This is a genomic window from Halorubrum orientale, from assembly GCF_059623105.1.
Map to the genome: position 1 here is coordinate 107,216 of NZ_JBSPSR010000003.1, position 16,505 is coordinate 123,720.

Here is a 16,505-nt window from a genome sequence, read left to right on the forward strand (position 1 = left end):
CTTAAGACCCCCGAGCGACAGGTACGGGTATGAGTGAGCAGCAGCCACCGTCGTCCGACGCGGACGCGGGGCACCGCCGGGGTGGAAACGCCGACCGATTCGCCGGAACCAAAGACTCGGACCTCCGGAGTCGGGACGTGACCGAGGGCGCAGACCGGGCGCCACACCGCTCGATGTTCCGCGCGATGGGGTTCGACGACGACGACCTTTCCTCGCCGCTCGTCGGTGTGCCGAATCCTGCAGCAGACATCACTCCTTGTAACGTCCACCTCGACGACGTCGCGAACGCCGCGATCGACGGAATCGACGCCGCAGGCGGGATGCCGATAGAGTTCGGGACGGTCACTATCTCGGACGCCATCTCGATGGGGACGGAGGGAATGAAGGCCTCGCTCGTCTCTCGTGAGGTTATCGCCGACTCCGTCGAGCTCGTCTCCTTCGGCGAGCGGATGGACGCGCTGGTTACGGTCGCGGGCTGTGATAAGAACCTACCAGGGATGATGATGGCGGCTATCCGGACGGATCTCCCCTCTGTCTTCCTCTACGGTGGCTCTATCATGCCCGGCCACCACGAGGGACGAGACGTCACCATCGTGCAGGTGTTCGAAGGCGTCGGCGCCTACGCCGAAGGCGATATGAGCGGCGACGAGCTCGACGAGCTCGAACGCCACGCGTGTCCTGGTGCCGGCTCGTGCGGTGGCATGTTCACGGCCAACACGATGGCGTCGATCTCCGAGGCGCTCGGGCTCGCCCCGCTCGGCTCTGCGTCGGCACCCGCGGAGGACCCGGAGCGGTACGACGTCGCTGCACGCGCCGGCGAGTTGGTCCTCGACTGCATCGAGAACGACCGGCGTCCGTCCGACATTCTCTCACGGAAGTCCTTCGAGAACGCCATCGCCGCACAGACCGCGATGGGCGGATCGACGAACGCGGTGTTACACCTGCTCGCGCTGGCGGCTGAGGCGGACGTCGACCTCGCGATCGAAGACTTCGATGCGATCTCGAAGCGAACGCCGAAAATCGCCAACCTCCAGCCCGGTGGCTCCCGGGTGATGAACGACCTCCACGAGATCGGTGGTGTCCCGGTCGTGATCCGTCGGCTGCTTGACGCCGGGTTGTTCCACGGCGACGCGATGACCGTGACCGGCCGGACCGTGGCGGAAGAGCTCGCAGAGCTCGAAGTGCAGGGCGTGCTTCCGGACGACGACTCGATCGAGGCCGACTTCCTGTACGCAGTCGACGAGCCGAAAGAAGACGAGGGCGCGATCAAGGTCCTCGAGGGGAACCTCGCGCCCGACGGCGCGGTGTTGAAGGTGACCGGTGACGACGCATTCTATCACGAGGGACCCGCGCGGGTCTTCGAGAACGAGGAGGATGCGATGGCGTACGTACAGTCCGGGCGGATCGAGTCCGGGGACGTCATCGTCATTCGAAACGAGGGTCCCGTCGGCGGGCCTGGCATGCGCGAGATGCTCGGAGTGACCGCGGCCGTCGTCGGCGCGGGCCACGAAGAAGACGTCGCGCTGCTCACCGACGGGCGGTTCTCGGGAGGGACCCGCGGACCGATGATCGGACACATCGCACCGGAGGCGGCCGTCGGCGGCCCGATCGGGCTCATCGAAGACGGTGACGAGATCACGGTCGACATTCCTAACCGCGAGCTTTTCGTCGACCTCGCCGACGAGGAACTCGAGAACCGTGCAGACGGATGGGAGCCGCCCGCACCGCAGTACGAGGGCGGGGTCTTCGCGAAGTACGCCCGCGACTTCTCGTCGGCTGCGATCGGTGCGGTGACGAACCCGCGACTCACTCCAGACGAGTAACGCGCTGCGTTAGGCGGCCGAGGACGAGTCTACCTCGGTCGCGTCGACGCCTTCGGTCTCTGTGACGTGGACGGACTCGGCACACCAGACGTTGCTCCGACGGCCAGCCCGTGAGAGTTCTAGCTGAACGACACAGCCAGCGGGGACCGCACCGAGCCGTTCGCGGGCGGTGCCGTCGGCGTAGTCGACGATGTGGAACGTCTCGTTGCGTGGATGTGCACGTACTGCGGTGTGATTGTGATCGTTCTGTTCGGAAACAACGGTGTAAGTGTTCATCTTCGACATCTTGTCCTTAATTAGTGGAAATACGTATTTGAAACCTCCGTATCAACACTCGATACCATCCAAGGCGATACGATCAGTATAAGGATCACTCGCGAAGAGCCGATACTCACGCTTACTCGCTGGGATGGCCACGGTCGATCACGGCGGTCGCTGGTCGTCTGCGGCGTCACCACTCGGTGATTCCTCGGCGTCTACATTCGTCGCGACTGGCCCGCCGGCTCGGCGCCACTCGGTGAGACTTCCCTCGTAGAATCCGACGTCGGCGTACTCAAGGGCTCTGAGCAGCACGTACGTGTGACTTATCCGACGCGCGGTGTTACAGTAAAGGATCACGCGTCGACTCGCGTCGATTCCTCGTTCGGCGAGGATCGAGCGCAGCTCGGCTACCGGGCGGACGGTTCGGGAGTCGGTGTCGACGAGCGCTCGCCAGTTCAACTGTACGGCCCCCGGGAGGTGGCCGGTTGCGTACTCGTCGGGTGTACGCGTGTCGACGAGGGTTGTTTCGGGGTCGTCGACCGCGGCTGACACGATCTCGCGGTCGACGAGCGGACCGCCTCCACGAAACGACGCGGGGTAGGTCACACTCGACGTGCGACTCGCCTCGTCGGACGCGGTGGTCGACCGTGTCGTCTGCTGGGTACGACTCCAGACTGAGTAGTCGCCGTCGAGGAGGTGGAGCCGCGACGGGTCGTGGCCGTACAACTCGGCCGTGACGAGGAATCGGGCGGCGAAGACGCCGTGAGTGTCGTCGTACGCGACGACGTGGTCAGCGGGGCCGATACCAGCCTCGTCGGCGAGCCGGGCGAACGTGTCCGCGCCGGGGAGCATCCCGGCCTCGCCGGCGGCCGGCTCGTCTGCCCGAAACGAGTCGAACGGGACGGAGACCGCCCCTGGAACGTGGCCGATGCCGTCGTACTCCCAAGCGTCACGCACGTCGACCACGACGACGTCGGGTTCCCCGAGCCGGTCCGCGAGCCAGTGGACAGCTACGAGTCGGTCGTTCATACCGGTACGACCACGGCACCGGTCGTGTCCACTCGGGTTCCGTCAACGCCCGCCCCTGCTCATCGACTCACGCAGATGTTGCCGGCACGAGAGAGGAGCGGCCGACTGTGCCGTGAGAACCGCCGTTATACCGTCACCGGGTGTAGACGTGGATGCATGAGTGAACCTGACTCTGAGTACGCGAATGACGTGCTCGTCGACGCCGACTGGGTTGCGGACCGACTCGACGAGTTCGAGCGCGACGACCCCGACCATCGGCTCGTTGAGGTCGACGTCGACACCGAGGCGTACGACGACGAACACGCACCGGGTGCTATCGGCTTCAACTGGGAGACTGACCTCCAAGATCAACAGACGCGAGACGTTCTCGCGAAGGCCGATTTCGAGGCGCTGCTCGGCGCACACGGCATCACTGAGGACTCGACGGTCGTATTGTACGGAGACAACGCCAACTGGTTTGCGGCCTACACCTACTGGCAGTTCAAATACTACGGACACGACGACGTCCGGCTGCTCGACGGCGGTCGCGAGTACTGGTTGGACAACGACTACCCGACCACCGAAGCGGTACCGGAGCCGTCCTCGGTCACGTACGAGGCGTCGGGTCCGCGCGAGTCGATCCGCGCGTATCGCGACGACGTGGAGAACGCGATCGACCGTGGACTCCCGCTCGTTGACGTCCGCTCGCCGGAGGAGTTCCGCGGTGAGGTACTCGCTCCGCCGGGACTCAACGAGACCGCACAGCGCGGCGGACATATTCCAGGCGCACAGAACGTCTCGTGGGCGGCCGTCACGAACAACGATGGTACGTTCAAAACAGCCGACGAGCTCAGTGAGCTCTACGCGGGGTACGGCATCGACGGCGAGGAAACGACAGTTGCGTACTGTCGGATCGGCGAGCGGTCGTCAGTCGCGTGGTTCGCCCTCCACGAGTTGTTGGGCTACGACGACACGGTCAACTACGACGGATCCTGGACCGAGTGGGGGAATTTGGTTGGTGCGCCGGTGGAGACAGGCGAGGCCGAGTGAGGGACGAGCGAGGCCTTGAGAATCGAACGGGAGTGTAGACAACCCCGATCATCAAGTACGACAGCACACCAAAGAGAACCTACCGATGGACGCAAACGCGTGTATACAGACGATTCGGGAGATGAACGAGACCGAACTCTCCAGGTTGGGTTCCTCGAAGTCACTATTCGCCGACACCGGCGGGGAAATGGAGTCCACGGCGGTCCTCGACGCTGCGGCGACCGCCGAGTATCACGCCGCAGCGACGTACGACTCGTGGGCCGAGACGGAGACGGGGACCGTCGCCGAGGCGTTCGCCACCACGGCGGCAGAGGAGCGCTCCCACTACGAGCGCGTGACGGCCGAACTCGACGCACACGAGCCGGGACCGGTACCCCCGATACAGTCGTACCTCCGGGACCGCGAGGAGACTATCGAACGACTCGGGGGGTTCATCGGTCGTACCCTCGCCGCCGAGGGGTCGAAGACGCAGATAACCGGCTTCTTCGTCGGGAACGCCGATCCACAAACGGCGAGCCTGTTTCGCGAGATGGGCGACGACCTCGACGCACAACTTGCTCGGGCGCGTTCGTGTCTCGACGACGTGTGTGACGACGATGTAGCGTACGAACGCGCTGCAGAAGCCGCGAGTGGGGCACTCGAGGTCGCCTACGCGTCGTACACAGACGAACTCGAGTCACTCGGGATCAATCCAAAGCCCGTTTGCTGAGCCCGAGCCCGATGGCCTCGGTGGATACCCTCACTGTACAGATCAGCACGACTTTCCGCGATGCCTGCGTATCGATGTGTATGGAGACCGAGAGCCGAGACACCCAACACGGCGTCGCGCTGTTCGTCGACGGACCGAACGTGCTGCGCGACGAGTTCGACGTTGATCTCGACGACGTCCGCGAAGCCGCCCGTGCTGAGGGGCCGCTCGTGACGGCGCGGCTGTATCTCGACGAGCACGCCACGCCGGGACTGATCCAGGCGGCCGAGGCGCGCGGGTTCGAGGTCGTGGTGACGAGTGGCGACGTCGACGTGAAACTCGCGGTCGATGCCGCCCGGTTCGCCGCCGAATCCCGCATGACGACACTGGCGATCGCCTCGCGGGATACTGATTTCAAACCCGTTGTCGAGACGGCAAACGGCTACGGGATCCGGACGCTTGCGATCGCTCCAGGCGAGCGAGGCCGGTCCGACGCTCTGCGTAACGCCGCAACCGACTCGGTGACACTCGGCGACGAGACATCGGCGGATGGATCGAGTTCGGAGGGAAACGGGAGCGAGCGGGGAAACGCACCCAAAACCGGAGCCGCGACCGAGGAGGAGACGACCGCGACCCGTGGTGGCGGTGAGGGGTCAGCGGCCGGCGGGTGAGTGCAGGCCGCAGACAACGAGGCGTCCAGCGAGTCGATTCACTCGCTCTCTCGATGGTCCATACGGTGGCGCCATCTATCTCGAAGCCGGCCGACGAAGAACGCGAGCACTCCACTGGCAACAGAGACGATGACAGCGACGAGCACCGTTGTGAGGACCAGTCCATAGCGGTCGACCGCAGTGTCTACGGCGAGTCGCAGGTGGCCGACCGCCGGAATCGCCACGAGGGCTTTGGCGTGGATCAACTCCTCGCGGACGACGGGTGCGATTCCCACGCTTTGGTCGTATCGGTCGTTTGCGTCACCGTACGTCACATATCCATCGTACGGCGCTGGACAGGTGCCGAGGTCATCACACGTCTCATCAACCATTGCGGGGTTACCGCGTTTCGTCCAGTCTTCGCCCGCCGAGACGTGGAATGCAACGCGGTGAAGGATCGGGCGGCCCGGGTCGACAGGAGAGGTAAACACGACGACATCGCCCGCACCACCGAGCCGCTCTGGAGGGGTAGTGCGGGTGTCGTTGAGCGGGTCACTCCCTATCGGTTCTTCCCATGGGAATCGGTCGGTTGCTGTGACGATGACGAGGTCTCCGCGCTCAACTGACGGCGCCATACTACTGCTTTCGACGGCGACGAGCGGCGGCCAGGTCCCGGTCACTACCATGAGGACGAGCGCGATGAGCACCACGACGCGGACGGGGCCGAGTCGAGCGCGAACGCGACGAGACACGTTCAGACACCAGACAGGATCGACCTTGAGCGTGTCGACAGTATCGTCTCGGCCACTCCGTCGAACGAGAGTGGTGTCGACGCCGGAGGGCAGGCGTGCGTCGGCCGTATCCGCCCGTGCGCGGAGACGGCTCTCTGCTGTGCGCCGCGGTCTCGTGTCACAAGACATTAGACCCGGCTCGGTGTGTTCCGATCGTGACCGACCGACTCCCGCCACTGTACGACGTTCACGAGGATCGCGGCGCGAGGTTCACGGACTTCGGCGGCTGGCAGATGCCGGTTCAGTACGACTCGATCCGCGAAGAGCACGCCGCCGTCCGCGAGACGGTCGGGATCTTCGACGTCTCACACATGAGTGAAATCGAGGTGTCGGGACCCGACGCGACCGCCTTGATGAACCGACTGACCACGAACGACGTGGCGGCGCTCGAACCAGGCGATGCACAGTACGCAGGGATCACGACCGACGACGGTATGCTCCTCGACGACACCGTGGTGTACCGACTTCCCGACGGCATTGAGGCTGGCACGGCGAGCGCGGCGCTTTCGAGTCTCGAAGCCGACCTGCGCGAGCCGAGCGGCGATCCGGCGTACCTGTTCGTGCCGAACGCCGGACACGACACCGAGATGTTGGCTCGCTGGGTTGACCACCGCGATGCGAACGACTTCGATGCGACAGTCGCGAACACCACGGACGCGTGGGCGATGGTAGCCGTCCAAGGGCCGGCGGCGGTGGACGCGATGGAACGGGCGATCACTACCGAGGGCGCTGCGGTGTCGGTCGACTCGCTGTCACCGTTTCAGGCAACCGTTGCGCCGGTCGCGGACGTACCGAGCTGGGTGGCCCGCACGGGGTACACCGGCGAAGATGGCTTCGAGATCGTGTGTCCCGCAGCCGAGGTGAAGGCCGTGTGGAACGCGTTCGACGCCCAGCCGTGCGGGCTCGGTGCGCGCGACACACTTCGGATGGAGATGGGATTCCTCCTCTCCGGACAGGACTTCGACCCCGACGACGAGCCTCGAACCCCGTATGAGGCCGGTATTGGCTTTGTCGTCGACCTCGACACGCTGTTCGTCGGTCGGGACGCCCTGGCGGCGGCACGAGCCGACGGAGACGGGCCGACAGAGACGTTCACTGGTATCCGACTTCGCGATCGCGGGGTGCCGCGGGCGGGCTACGGCATCACCGACGGCGACGGGACCCGGATCGGCACGCTCACTTCCGGAACGATGAGTCCGACGCTCGGAGAGCCCATCGGATTAGGGTACCTAGAAGCGACCCACGCCGAACCGGGAACCGACGTGGCAGTCGTCGTCCGCGGTGATCCAAAACAGGCAGCCATCACCGCGCCACCGTTTCTCGACCGGTAGTTGGTCATGTGTCGGGCGCTCGGCTGTCCCCGACACGCTTAACATTCGAAGTCCCGCATCGTACTGCAATGAGTACCAATGCGCCGAGCGACGCGACGTCCGGCTCCGAGACCGACGAGACGGCCGATTCGAGCGCGTTCGCGAAGACCTGTGAGGCGCTGGTCGACCGGATTCTCGCCGGAGAGATCGACCGCGACGACCTCGAGTCGGCCAAGCTCGACGCCTGCAGCACGTTCTCTGCCTCACGCGTCCCGAAGAACACGGATATCCTTGACCACGCCCCGTCGGAAGCGCGTGAGGAGGTAATTGAGGTCGTACGCCGCAAGCCGGTTCGGACGGCCTCCGGCGTCTCGCCGGTCGCGATCATGACCTCGCCGAAGCTTTGTCCGCACGGTAAGTGTCTCTACTGTCCTGGCGGTCCCGCCTCGGAGTTCTCTTCGGCACAGTCGTACACGGGCCACGAGCCGGCTGCCGCCCGCGGCAAGCAGAACGACTACGACCCGTACGGCCAAGTGACACTGCGACTTGAGCAGTACCGGAAGATCGGTCACCCTGTCGACAAAGTCGAGTTGATCCTCATGGGGGGAACGATGACCGCGCGCTCACACGATTATCAGGAGTGGTTCGTCAAGCGTGCCCTCCAGGCGATGAACGACTACGATCTCGACGCAGAGCCCGAGCCTGCAGAGGGCGTCTCGTTCGCCCCGAGCCCCGAGGAGACTGAGTTCGAGTACCTCGAAGACGTGATAGCAAAGAACGAGACCAACGCGATTCGGAACATCGGGACCACGTTCGAGACGAAGCCTGACTGGTGTGATCCCGAACAGATCGACCGCATGCTGGACCTCGGCGGCACCAAAGTCGAAGTCGGCGTCCAGACCACCTATGAGCGTATCAATCGAGAGATGCACCGCGGACACGGCAACGAGGCCTCACGGGATGCCAACCGGCGGCTCAGGGACGCCGCGTTCAAGGTGGGATTCCACATGATGCCCGGCCAGCCGGGGATGACCCGGGAGATGTGTCTCGAAGACTTCCGCCAGCTGTTCGAGAACCCCGACTGGCGGCCGGACTACCTCAAGATCTACCCGACGCTCGTCGTTGAGGGGACGCGCGTGTTCGACCGATGGCACCGCGGCGACTTCGACCCACTCACAAGCGAGGAGGCGGCGGACCTCGTCGCCGAGGTCATGGCATATATTCCGAAGTATACCAGACTCCAGCGCGTCCAGCGTGATATCCCCGCGGACTTCATCGACGCCGGCGTCCAGAAGTCGAACCTCCGCCAGCTGGCCGACGAACGCGCCGAGACGAAGGGGATCACCCAGCGTGATATCCGAGCCCGCGAGGTCGGTCACAACGATGAGACGCCCGAGCCTGACGACGTCGAACTCGATGTGCTCACCTACGAGGCCGCGGGCGGTACCGAGCACTTCCTCTCGTTCGAAGACCCTGTTCGGGACCTTCTCGTCGGCTTCTGTCGGCTCCGGTTCCCGTCGTTTGCGGACGACCAGCCGGGTGCACCCGGAACAGAGTCCGACGCAATCCGACACGAACTCGAAGACGCGGCACTGATCCGCGAGCTTCACGTCTACGGGAGCGAGGCCACACTCGGCGGCGACGGCGACTGGCAGCATCAGGGATACGGCCGCCGGCTAATAGAACGCGCCGAGTCGCTCGCGCGTGAGGCAGGCTACCGCAAGATGGCTATCATCTCTGGCATCGGCGCCCGCGAGTACTACCGACGAAAGCTCGGCTACCACCAGGACGGCCCGTACGTCTCGAAGCGGCTGTGAGTCGGGGGCGCCAACACACGAGCCACAACGACACGCCTTTTCGTAGCCCCCGTGTGTGACGCGTATGGACGCGAAGCGGGAGCTTTCGAGTGTCGATCTACGCGCGCTCGTCACCGAACTTGGTCGGTACGAGGGCGCAAAAGTCGACAAGGCGTACCGCTATGACGAGGATCTCATCCGGCTGAAGCTCCGCGACTTCGACCGCGGGCGGGTCGAGCTGTTGATCGAAGTCGGCGAAGTGAAGCGGGCGCACGTCGCCGACCAAGACCACGTCGCGGACGCGCCCGGGCGCCCGCCGAACTTCGCGAAGATGCTCCGAAACCGGCTCTCTGGGGCGGATTTTGCCGGTGTCACACAGTACGAGTTCGACCGGATCCTCACCTTTGAGTTCGAACGGGACGACGAGAACACGACGCTCGTCGCGGAGCTGTTCGGGCAGGGCAACGTCGCCGCGCTCGACGAGACCGGCGAGGTCGTCGGGTCGCTGTCGACGGTGCGGCTCAAATCACGCACGATCGCCCCGGGCTCACAGTACGAATATCCGGCCTCGCGGCTCAATCCACTGACGGTCGGTTACGAGACGTTCGCCCGCCACATGGACGACTCCGATACGGACGTCGTCCGAACGCTCGCCACCCAGCTCAACCTCGGCGGACTCTACGCCGAGGAGGTGTGTTCGCGTGCGGGCGTCGAAAAGGAGCTGTCGATCGCAGAGGCCGACGAGTCGGTATACCGTGCGCTCCATGATGCCCTCGACCGGATCGGCACACGACTGCGCGCCGGCGACTTCGACCCACGCATCTACGAGGAGCCGCTTGAATCTGAGGCCGACACCGAGGACGCTGTCGACGGCGATCGACCCGTCGTCGACGTCACCCCGTTTCCGCTGGCAGAACACGAGGACCTTCCGAGCGTCGGGTTCGACTCGTTCAATGCCGCAGTCGACGAGTACTTCTACCGGCTCGATCGTACCAGTGAGGCCGCAGACGAGCCACCGGCAGACGCCGCCCCTTCCCGACCGGACTTCGAGGCCGAGATTGCCAAACAGAAGCGGATCATCGAGCAACAACAGGGCGCAATCGAGGGATTCGAAGAACGGGCCGCAGCGGAGCGTGAGCGCGCCGAACGCCTCTACGCGCACTACGATCTCGTCGACGAGGTGCTCTCGACGGTTCAGACGGCCCGCGAAGACGACGTGTCGTGGGCGGAGATCGAGTCCACGCTGGCGGCGGGAGCCGACCGGGGTATTCCGGCGGCCGAGGCGGTCGTCGACGTCGACGCCAGCGCGGGGACGGTTACCGTCGAACTGGCAGATGACGGAACCCGGGTCGAACTCGAGGCCACGGATGGTGTCGAAGTGAACGCAGATCGGCTCTACCGCGAGGCGAAACGGATCGAAGAAAAGAAAGCCGGCGCTGAGGAGGCGATCGAGTCGACGCGCCAGGAGCTCGAGGCGGTAACAGCACGAAAAGCTGCGTGGGAGGCCGACGATGGCGACGAGGGCCCGGGTGGCGGGGGTGATTCGGCGGTTGACAACGAAGAGGAGCTAGCAGAGTCGACGGTCGACTGGCTCTCCCGGGCGTCGATCCCGATTCGAGCACCAGAGGATTGGTACGAGCAGTTCCGCTGGTTCCACACTTCATCAGGGTACCTGGTTATCGGTGGGCGAAACGCCGACCAGAACGAGGCAATTGTCAAGAAGTACATGGGCCCACACGACCGCTTTTTCCACACCCAGGCACACGGCGGGCCGGTGACGATCCTGAAGGCGGCAGGTCCATCCGAGTCCCCGGAGCCCGTTGACTTCGACGAGGCGACCCTCCGTGAGGCGGCCCAGTTCGCGGTGTCGTACTCTTCGGACTGGAAGGACGGCCGCGGCGCGGGCGACGCGTACATGGTGTCGCCCGACCAGGTGTCGAAGACGCCAGAAAGCGGCGAGTACATAGAGAAGGGAAGCTTCGTCGTTCGTGGTGACCGCACGTACTTTGAGGACGTGCCGTGTCGGGTTGCGATCGGCGTCCAGTGTGCGCCAGTCACTCGTGCAATCGGGGGGCCGCCATCGGCGATCGATGACCGCGCTGTCACGACGGTCATGCTGGAGCCTGGAATGTATGCCCAGAACGACGCCGCGATGATGGTGTACCGCGAGCTGAAGTCGCGGTTCACAGACCAGTCGTTCGTGCGGAAGGTGGCGAGTGCAGACCAGTTACAGGAGTTTCTCCCATCGGGCGGCTCCGATATCGTCGAGTGAGCGCGAGGCTTTCGTTCGTCCGCCTCGGAGACAGGGTATGAGCTTTGAGACGCTCCCGGACGGCTGGCGGGTGTGGAACGAGGAGCCGAGTGGCCGCGCGATCCTCGTGTATCGCCCCGACGTGTTCGGTGGCGACGACCTCCCGCCGGCGTGTCTCCCGACGATCTACCTGACGAACGGGTCGCGCCGCAAGCGGCCGGGTGCCGGTCAGTACGCCACCGACGAGTGGCACGTCGTATTATACCTGGAGCCAGAGATCGAAGCGGTCGCCGAGACACACGAGACGCGCGAGCAGGGAGCCGCAGGAGCCATCGACGTCGCCGGACAGTTTGTCGACGGCGGTGTCGACTACCGCGAGGAGTACCAGGTTCCGCGTGAGGCGTACTTCGAGCGACTCGACGAGTACGTGGGGTGAACTGTCTCGGGATCAAGTGGTTCGAGACGTGGAGCGTCCCGCCATCACGGAACTCGACGATTTCCGTCCGACCCCGAAGCACTTGACCTGCTCCGCCTGTGGAACTGCCGAATCAGACGACACTGGCAATTGATAGTTCTCTCGGAGCAGTAGGATCGAAGTTAGGTGGCTGGGGAGTAATCAGCCTCTAACACGCCACGGCCAAGGACCGTGGACGCTGTAGGTGGGCCAACACGGATTTAAAACCGTGGACGAGAGCGCCTGAAACGCAACGGATCAGGCAATTAGGCCTATCACTCCATCGCTCATTGCGGCGAGCAATCGGAGGTGCGCATATGGGAATTAGCGGAGCAATCCTTGACCACAGACAAACTCGAACCGATGCGTCCGGCAGAAGCGAAAGAAATGTACCTCTCTCAGCGTGAGAGCGAAGTCTCAGAGAGTAGGATTCAAGCCCATCACTACCGTCTCAAGCACTTTGTCCGGTGGTGCGATGAGGTCGCAGAGATAGACAATTTGAACGAACTGACGGGGCGTGACTTACAACGATACAAAATGCGGCGGCGCGATGACGGTGACCTCAACAACGTCACGATGGTCACTCAGTTATCGACCATTCGTGTCTTCGTCAAGTGGTGCGAAAACATCGACGCGGTAGCGAGTGGGACACACGACAAAATATTGTTGCCCTCTCTCGGGAAGACCGAGGACCGGGATGCTCAGCGAGGAGGCGGCAAAGCAACTGCTTGAGTATCTCCGCCAATTCGAGTTTGCGACTCGAACACACGCGCTCATCGAGGTTCTGTGGCATACCGGCATCCGAATCGGGGCCGCATACAGTCTCGATGTAGAAGACTACGACCGAGAGGAGCAGTATCTCCAACTCCACCACCGCCCCGAGACGGGAACGCAGCTCAAAAACAAGACAGAGGCTCTGTTGAAATCCTCAGCGGGTGATATGTTTTTGCAGCTGTGCTGAATATAGGGCGCGAGTGTGATACGAACCGAGGTTGGTCTGTGGAGGGGAGTGATCGCTCAGTACAGCTAAGCTCTGTCACGATCGTCGATTAAGTGATACACCCCACAGCAGGAGAACAACACCTGCGATGAAGTAAACAATAGCAGGAGGAGTGTACGTGAAAACATTCGTCCATTGGGCTACACCATATATGAGCAAGAGAAGACCAAGGCCCGTCAGTAGTACTGTCTCTAGGCCATTGTTCGTCATACCGTAACCCTCTACGTTAGTTCGCATAAGGGTATACGTACGCAAGCGAATTCTATCAGTTGATTCAGAACACATTTGGAGAAAATAACGCATTTCTTGTGCTGACTACACACTCTGTATCGGTCACACCGTTATTGACAGGGACTGAGTAGGTGGCAAAGGTGCTGCTGAATACAGAGCGCGTATTCAACACGGTGTCTGGTGGGAGAACGAGACTGATGAGTAAGCGACAGAACAGCCAGTCACTCAGTCTCGGCATCGATCATCGATTCATCGCTCTCGGTAGTCTCGCTCGAATGCGGCACCTGGTAAGCGCTATTGTACTGCTGGATTTTTCGGTAGAGCAGGTAGCCAAAGCCCCCGACATACAGTAGAACATAGATGAAGAACGCGGGAAGTTGGGAGAGACCTGTCACGGTCTGAATCAACTCGCTTCCGATTCCGACCGTAGCGTTGTAGGTTGCGTGGATTAGCGCAGCGATTATGAGGCCTTTGACGATGATCGGGCCGCGGTTCTCAACATTAAACTTTGCTAACCCAAGGTAATAGCCGGCGAACGCCGAGTAGACGACGTGCCCGGGCCCGGCTAATGCACGGGTCGCAGTGATATCTCCACCGATACCGATCAGGTCCAAGCCGAGAGAAAGCCCACTGATTTCTCCGACTGCTCCACTAATGTAGATCGCGTTTTCGATGGTAGCGAATCCGAGTCCGGCGACAGCGCCGTACACTGCACCATCGATAACCGCGGCGAACCGAGCGTCGTTATACGCATAGAGTCGGACAGCGAGGAGCTTCACTGACTCTTCCACGGGACCCACGATGAGGTAAAAAAACAGAACCATCCCGATCCCACCGAGCGTCGTGAAAACCGGCTGAAACAAGCTATTGAGAACGGCAGCAAACCCTGCGGTGAGTACGCCAAGTATGAAGGTAGCCGCGAGCAGCGACAGCGGTTCGTTAGACGTTACATCGCTGTACCAGACGTATCCCGCCAATGCCAGCGCGGGGAGAGCAGAAAGGATTGCTAGCACGCCAATTAAGGGCTGCCTCAGAATACTGAGTCCGCCGACAGCAAAGAAGATCAATAGTGTGAGCAGGATCAAAAGAACCTGGCCAGTACGAACCGCCAACCAGTAGACTGCGACCGAGGCGCTATCGAGGAGGGACCGCCGCTCCCACGTTGAGATCTCGTAGAGGTCCCGCTCGTCATTCGCTGCCTCGACAGGATCTGTCTCTTCTTCTACGTCTTGCATATCGTTCCTGTCAGAGGGTAGTTCACTTTTTTAGCACAGAACGGAATGAACACATCAATCGATGCTAGCTGGAATACTAATTATCGATACGTTCTGGCTGGACATCAAACCACAGCTTGTCTCAGTTAATCAAATGTTATTCATACAGTGACAGAGTGATGTTGTCGTGCTGACTATAACCTCTGTATCTCGCACGTGGTTTTCGTCAGAAGCTGAAGAAATCTCAGAGGCGCTGCTGAATACAGCGCGCATATCGGTCACTGATCTTTGAGCAACCCGTGTGGAGACGAATCGGTAGGGACTATGCGAGTTCCGTTGTGAAGTGCTAAATCTCCGTCTTACTGTGTCTATCAGTCGTAGCCAACAGTTTCGCAGCGAAACGGCACTATTTTTCGCGTGCGAACTAATCACACTCACGTGGCAGAATTGCTAATTCTCGTAGGTTTGCTGGTGGCGGTATTCGTCGGGTACAATATCGGCGGGTCATCAACCGGTGTTGCCTTCGGTCCGGCAGTCGGCAGCCGGGCCGTCAGAAAAGTCACCGCCGGAGCCTTATTTACCGTGTTCGCATTCCTCGGAGCGTGGACGATTGGGCGGAAGGTCATCACGACGATGAGTACCGAAATCGTCGATGCAGCAGCCTTTACACCCGCAGCGAGCGTTGGCGTCCTCTTTTTTACCGGGCTCGCACTCCTGATATCGAACCTCTACGGCGTCCCGGCGTCAACCTCGATGACAGCCGTCGCAGCAATCGTTGGACTCGGATTGGCAACGGGGACGCTCAACACTGCACTGATGTTTACCATCCTGTCTGCATGGATCGTCGCCCCACTAATCGCCGTCTTCACAGGTGCGTTGATCGGCAGGTATCTGTATCCGCACCTCGACGCCAAATTCGAATTTGGACGCCTCACGAACCCGTTGATCGCAATCGATACCCAGGGGAGGCTCCCACGGCTATCGGTCAACGATACCGTCTCGCCTCGGGATCTGATCGGGTCGGCGCTTGTGGTAGCAATTGCCTGCTACATGGGGTTCAGCGCCGGCGCCTCGAACGCGGCGAACGCGGTCGCCCCGCTTGTCGGCAACGGTTCCCTCGATCCCAGCCCGGCGATTCTCCTCGCGGTCGGGGCCATCAGCGTGGGTGGCTTCACGATTGCCCGGCGGACGCTGGCGACCGTTGGCAGCGATGTTACTGACATGCCGATTCTAGCAGCACTCATCGTTTCGACCGTGGGTGCGACGATTATCACCGTCCTCTCGTGGCTCGCAATTCCAGCCAGCCTCGCCGTGAGTACGACCAGTTGCATCATTGGGCTCGGGTGGGGCCGTGCAAGCCGAGCGCGGACCCTCGCAGAAATAGTCACACAGTCTCCTGCCGATGAATCCGCTCCAACGTTTACGACCGGTGCACTCAAACTTCACCCAGTTGAAAGTAACAAGGGGGTCGCTGCAGGCCCAACTGTGGGCGAACTCGCTGAAGGCGAGTCTCCTCACCCGGACAGGCAGCACGCATCCGGGGATCGTGTGTCTACCATTGGCGAGAAAGACCCGGAGGAACTGTCCGCCGAAAGTCTGTTCGACCCCGCAGCGACAGCTCGTATCGTGGCGCTCTGGGTCATCACGCCGATGATGTCACTCGTGGGATCCTATGCTTTGTTTTCACTCCTCAGCTAAGAGAACACCTTATCTGTCCATCGACATCAATCGTGGTTAGAGGGACTGCCCATCTACAAGAATTATGCGCGAGTGGTAGGGTTGGCATCTTTGATATCAAGACCGTTATAAAAAATCGAGGAGAATACCTGACCCTTTAGGCTCAGGATGAATCTGACACATCGGAGGCAATCCACGTTCGACTGCTAACCCGAGATTTCTAATCAGTAGTTTCAACTGGCGGGCAACCGTTAGTAGAAATAGGAATCAGGTGAGAACAGAGTGATTCTGCCTCGTCCTA

General features: G+C 61.9%; 15 protein-coding genes. 11 read left to right on the forward strand and 4 right to left on the reverse strand.

Translation table 11 applies throughout. The features are described 5' to 3' along the window. The first annotated feature begins 29 nt into the window (after positions 1 to 29). Positions 30 to 1,823: a dihydroxy-acid dehydratase gene (gene ilvD / locus ACWUI7_RS03360; RefSeq protein WP_496640777.1), complete on the forward strand. Its 1,794-nt coding sequence runs from the start codon at positions 30 to 32 to the stop codon at positions 1,821 to 1,823. Positions 1,824 to 1,832: 9 nt separating this feature from the next. Here the strand turns inward: ilvD and ACWUI7_RS03365 are convergent, their stop codons facing one another. Both ACWUI7_RS03365 and ACWUI7_RS03370 read right to left on the reverse strand, forming a co-directional pair. Further along, positions 1,833 to 2,108 carry a DUF7999 family protein gene (locus ACWUI7_RS03365; RefSeq protein WP_496640778.1) on the reverse strand — a complete coding sequence of 92 codons (276 nt, stop codon included), beginning with the start codon at positions 2,106 to 2,108 and terminating at the stop codon, positions 1,833 to 1,835. A 138-nt stretch (positions 2,109 to 2,246) separates the two neighbouring features. After that, positions 2,247 to 3,113 (reverse strand): sulfurtransferase, encoded by an 867-nt coding sequence (locus ACWUI7_RS03370; protein WP_496640779.1) that lies wholly within the window; start codon positions 3,111 to 3,113, stop codon positions 2,247 to 2,249. Positions 3,114 to 3,269: 156 nt separating this feature from the next. Between ACWUI7_RS03370 and ACWUI7_RS03375 the strand changes: the two genes are divergently transcribed. The 3 genes from ACWUI7_RS03375 (at position 3,270) to ACWUI7_RS03385 (ending at position 5,501) form a co-directional block, all read left to right on the forward strand. Then, the gene (locus ACWUI7_RS03375) at positions 3,270 to 4,142 is read left to right on the forward strand and encodes a sulfurtransferase (RefSeq protein ID WP_496640780.1); all 873 of its coding nucleotides are present in this window, start codon (positions 3,270 to 3,272) and stop codon (positions 4,140 to 4,142) included. 85 nt (positions 4,143 to 4,227) lie between these two features. Beyond that, a complete protein-coding gene (locus ACWUI7_RS03380) occupies positions 4,228 to 4,851 on the forward strand; it encodes a rubrerythrin family protein (RefSeq protein ID WP_496640781.1) in 624 nt (207 codons plus the stop codon). A gap of 80 nt (positions 4,852 to 4,931) precedes the next feature. Continuing rightward, positions 4,932 to 5,501, forward strand: a complete 570-nt coding sequence (locus ACWUI7_RS03385; protein ID WP_496640782.1) for an NYN domain-containing protein — start codon at positions 4,932 to 4,934, stop codon at positions 5,499 to 5,501. 38 nt (positions 5,502 to 5,539) lie between these two features. Here ACWUI7_RS03385 and ACWUI7_RS03390 read toward each other — a convergent pair whose 3' ends face one another. Beyond that, the gene (locus ACWUI7_RS03390; protein WP_496640783.1) at positions 5,540 to 6,232 is read right to left on the reverse strand and encodes a S26 family signal peptidase; all 693 of its coding nucleotides are present in this window, start codon (positions 6,230 to 6,232) and stop codon (positions 5,540 to 5,542) included. A 194-nt stretch (positions 6,233 to 6,426) separates the two neighbouring features. Between ACWUI7_RS03390 and gcvT the strand changes: the two genes are divergently transcribed. The 6 genes from gcvT to ACWUI7_RS03420 all read left to right on the forward strand — a co-directional run bounded on the left by gcvT (position 6,427) and on the right by ACWUI7_RS03420 (position 13,043). Then, positions 6,427 to 7,602, forward strand: a complete 1,176-nt coding sequence (gene gcvT, locus ACWUI7_RS03395; RefSeq protein ID WP_496640785.1) for a glycine cleavage system aminomethyltransferase GcvT — start codon at positions 6,427 to 6,429, stop codon at positions 7,600 to 7,602. A gap of 68 nt (positions 7,603 to 7,670) precedes the next feature. After that, on the forward strand, positions 7,671 to 9,398 hold the full coding sequence (locus tag ACWUI7_RS03400) for a tRNA uridine(34) 5-carboxymethylaminomethyl modification radical SAM/GNAT enzyme Elp3 (RefSeq protein WP_496640786.1): 1,728 nt from the start codon (positions 7,671 to 7,673) through the stop codon (positions 9,396 to 9,398). A gap of 64 nt (positions 9,399 to 9,462) precedes the next feature. Further along, a complete protein-coding gene (gene rqcH, locus ACWUI7_RS03405) occupies positions 9,463 to 11,649 on the forward strand; it encodes a ribosome rescue protein RqcH (RefSeq protein ID WP_496640787.1) in 2,187 nt (728 codons plus the stop codon). Positions 11,650 to 11,686: 37 nt separating this feature from the next. After that, complete coding sequence (locus ACWUI7_RS03410; RefSeq protein WP_496640788.1) at positions 11,687 to 12,064, forward strand: DUF5820 family protein; 378 nt, start codon at positions 11,687 to 11,689, stop codon at positions 12,062 to 12,064. Between the two features lie 405 nt (positions 12,065 to 12,469). Continuing rightward, positions 12,470 to 12,814, forward strand: coding sequence for a site-specific integrase (locus tag ACWUI7_RS03415; RefSeq protein ID WP_496641097.1), 345 nt, complete (start codon positions 12,470 to 12,472; stop codon positions 12,812 to 12,814). After that, complete coding sequence (locus ACWUI7_RS03420; RefSeq protein WP_496640789.1) at positions 12,780 to 13,043, forward strand: tyrosine-type recombinase/integrase; 264 nt, start codon at positions 12,780 to 12,782, stop codon at positions 13,041 to 13,043. Before ACWUI7_RS03415 ends, ACWUI7_RS03420 begins: the two co-directional genes overlap by 35 nt. Positions 13,044 to 13,534: 491 nt before the next feature. Here ACWUI7_RS03420 and ACWUI7_RS03425 read toward each other — a convergent pair whose 3' ends face one another. Continuing rightward, positions 13,535 to 14,548 (reverse strand): PrsW family intramembrane metalloprotease, encoded by a 1,014-nt coding sequence (locus ACWUI7_RS03425; RefSeq protein ID WP_496640790.1) that lies wholly within the window; start codon positions 14,546 to 14,548, stop codon positions 13,535 to 13,537. A gap of 417 nt (positions 14,549 to 14,965) precedes the next feature. Here ACWUI7_RS03425 and ACWUI7_RS03430 point away from each other — a divergent pair, with 417 nt between their 5' ends. Next, positions 14,966 to 16,225 (forward strand): inorganic phosphate transporter, encoded by a 1,260-nt coding sequence (locus tag ACWUI7_RS03430; protein ID WP_496640791.1) that lies wholly within the window; start codon positions 14,966 to 14,968, stop codon positions 16,223 to 16,225. Positions 16,226 to 16,505: the final 280 nt, after the last annotated feature.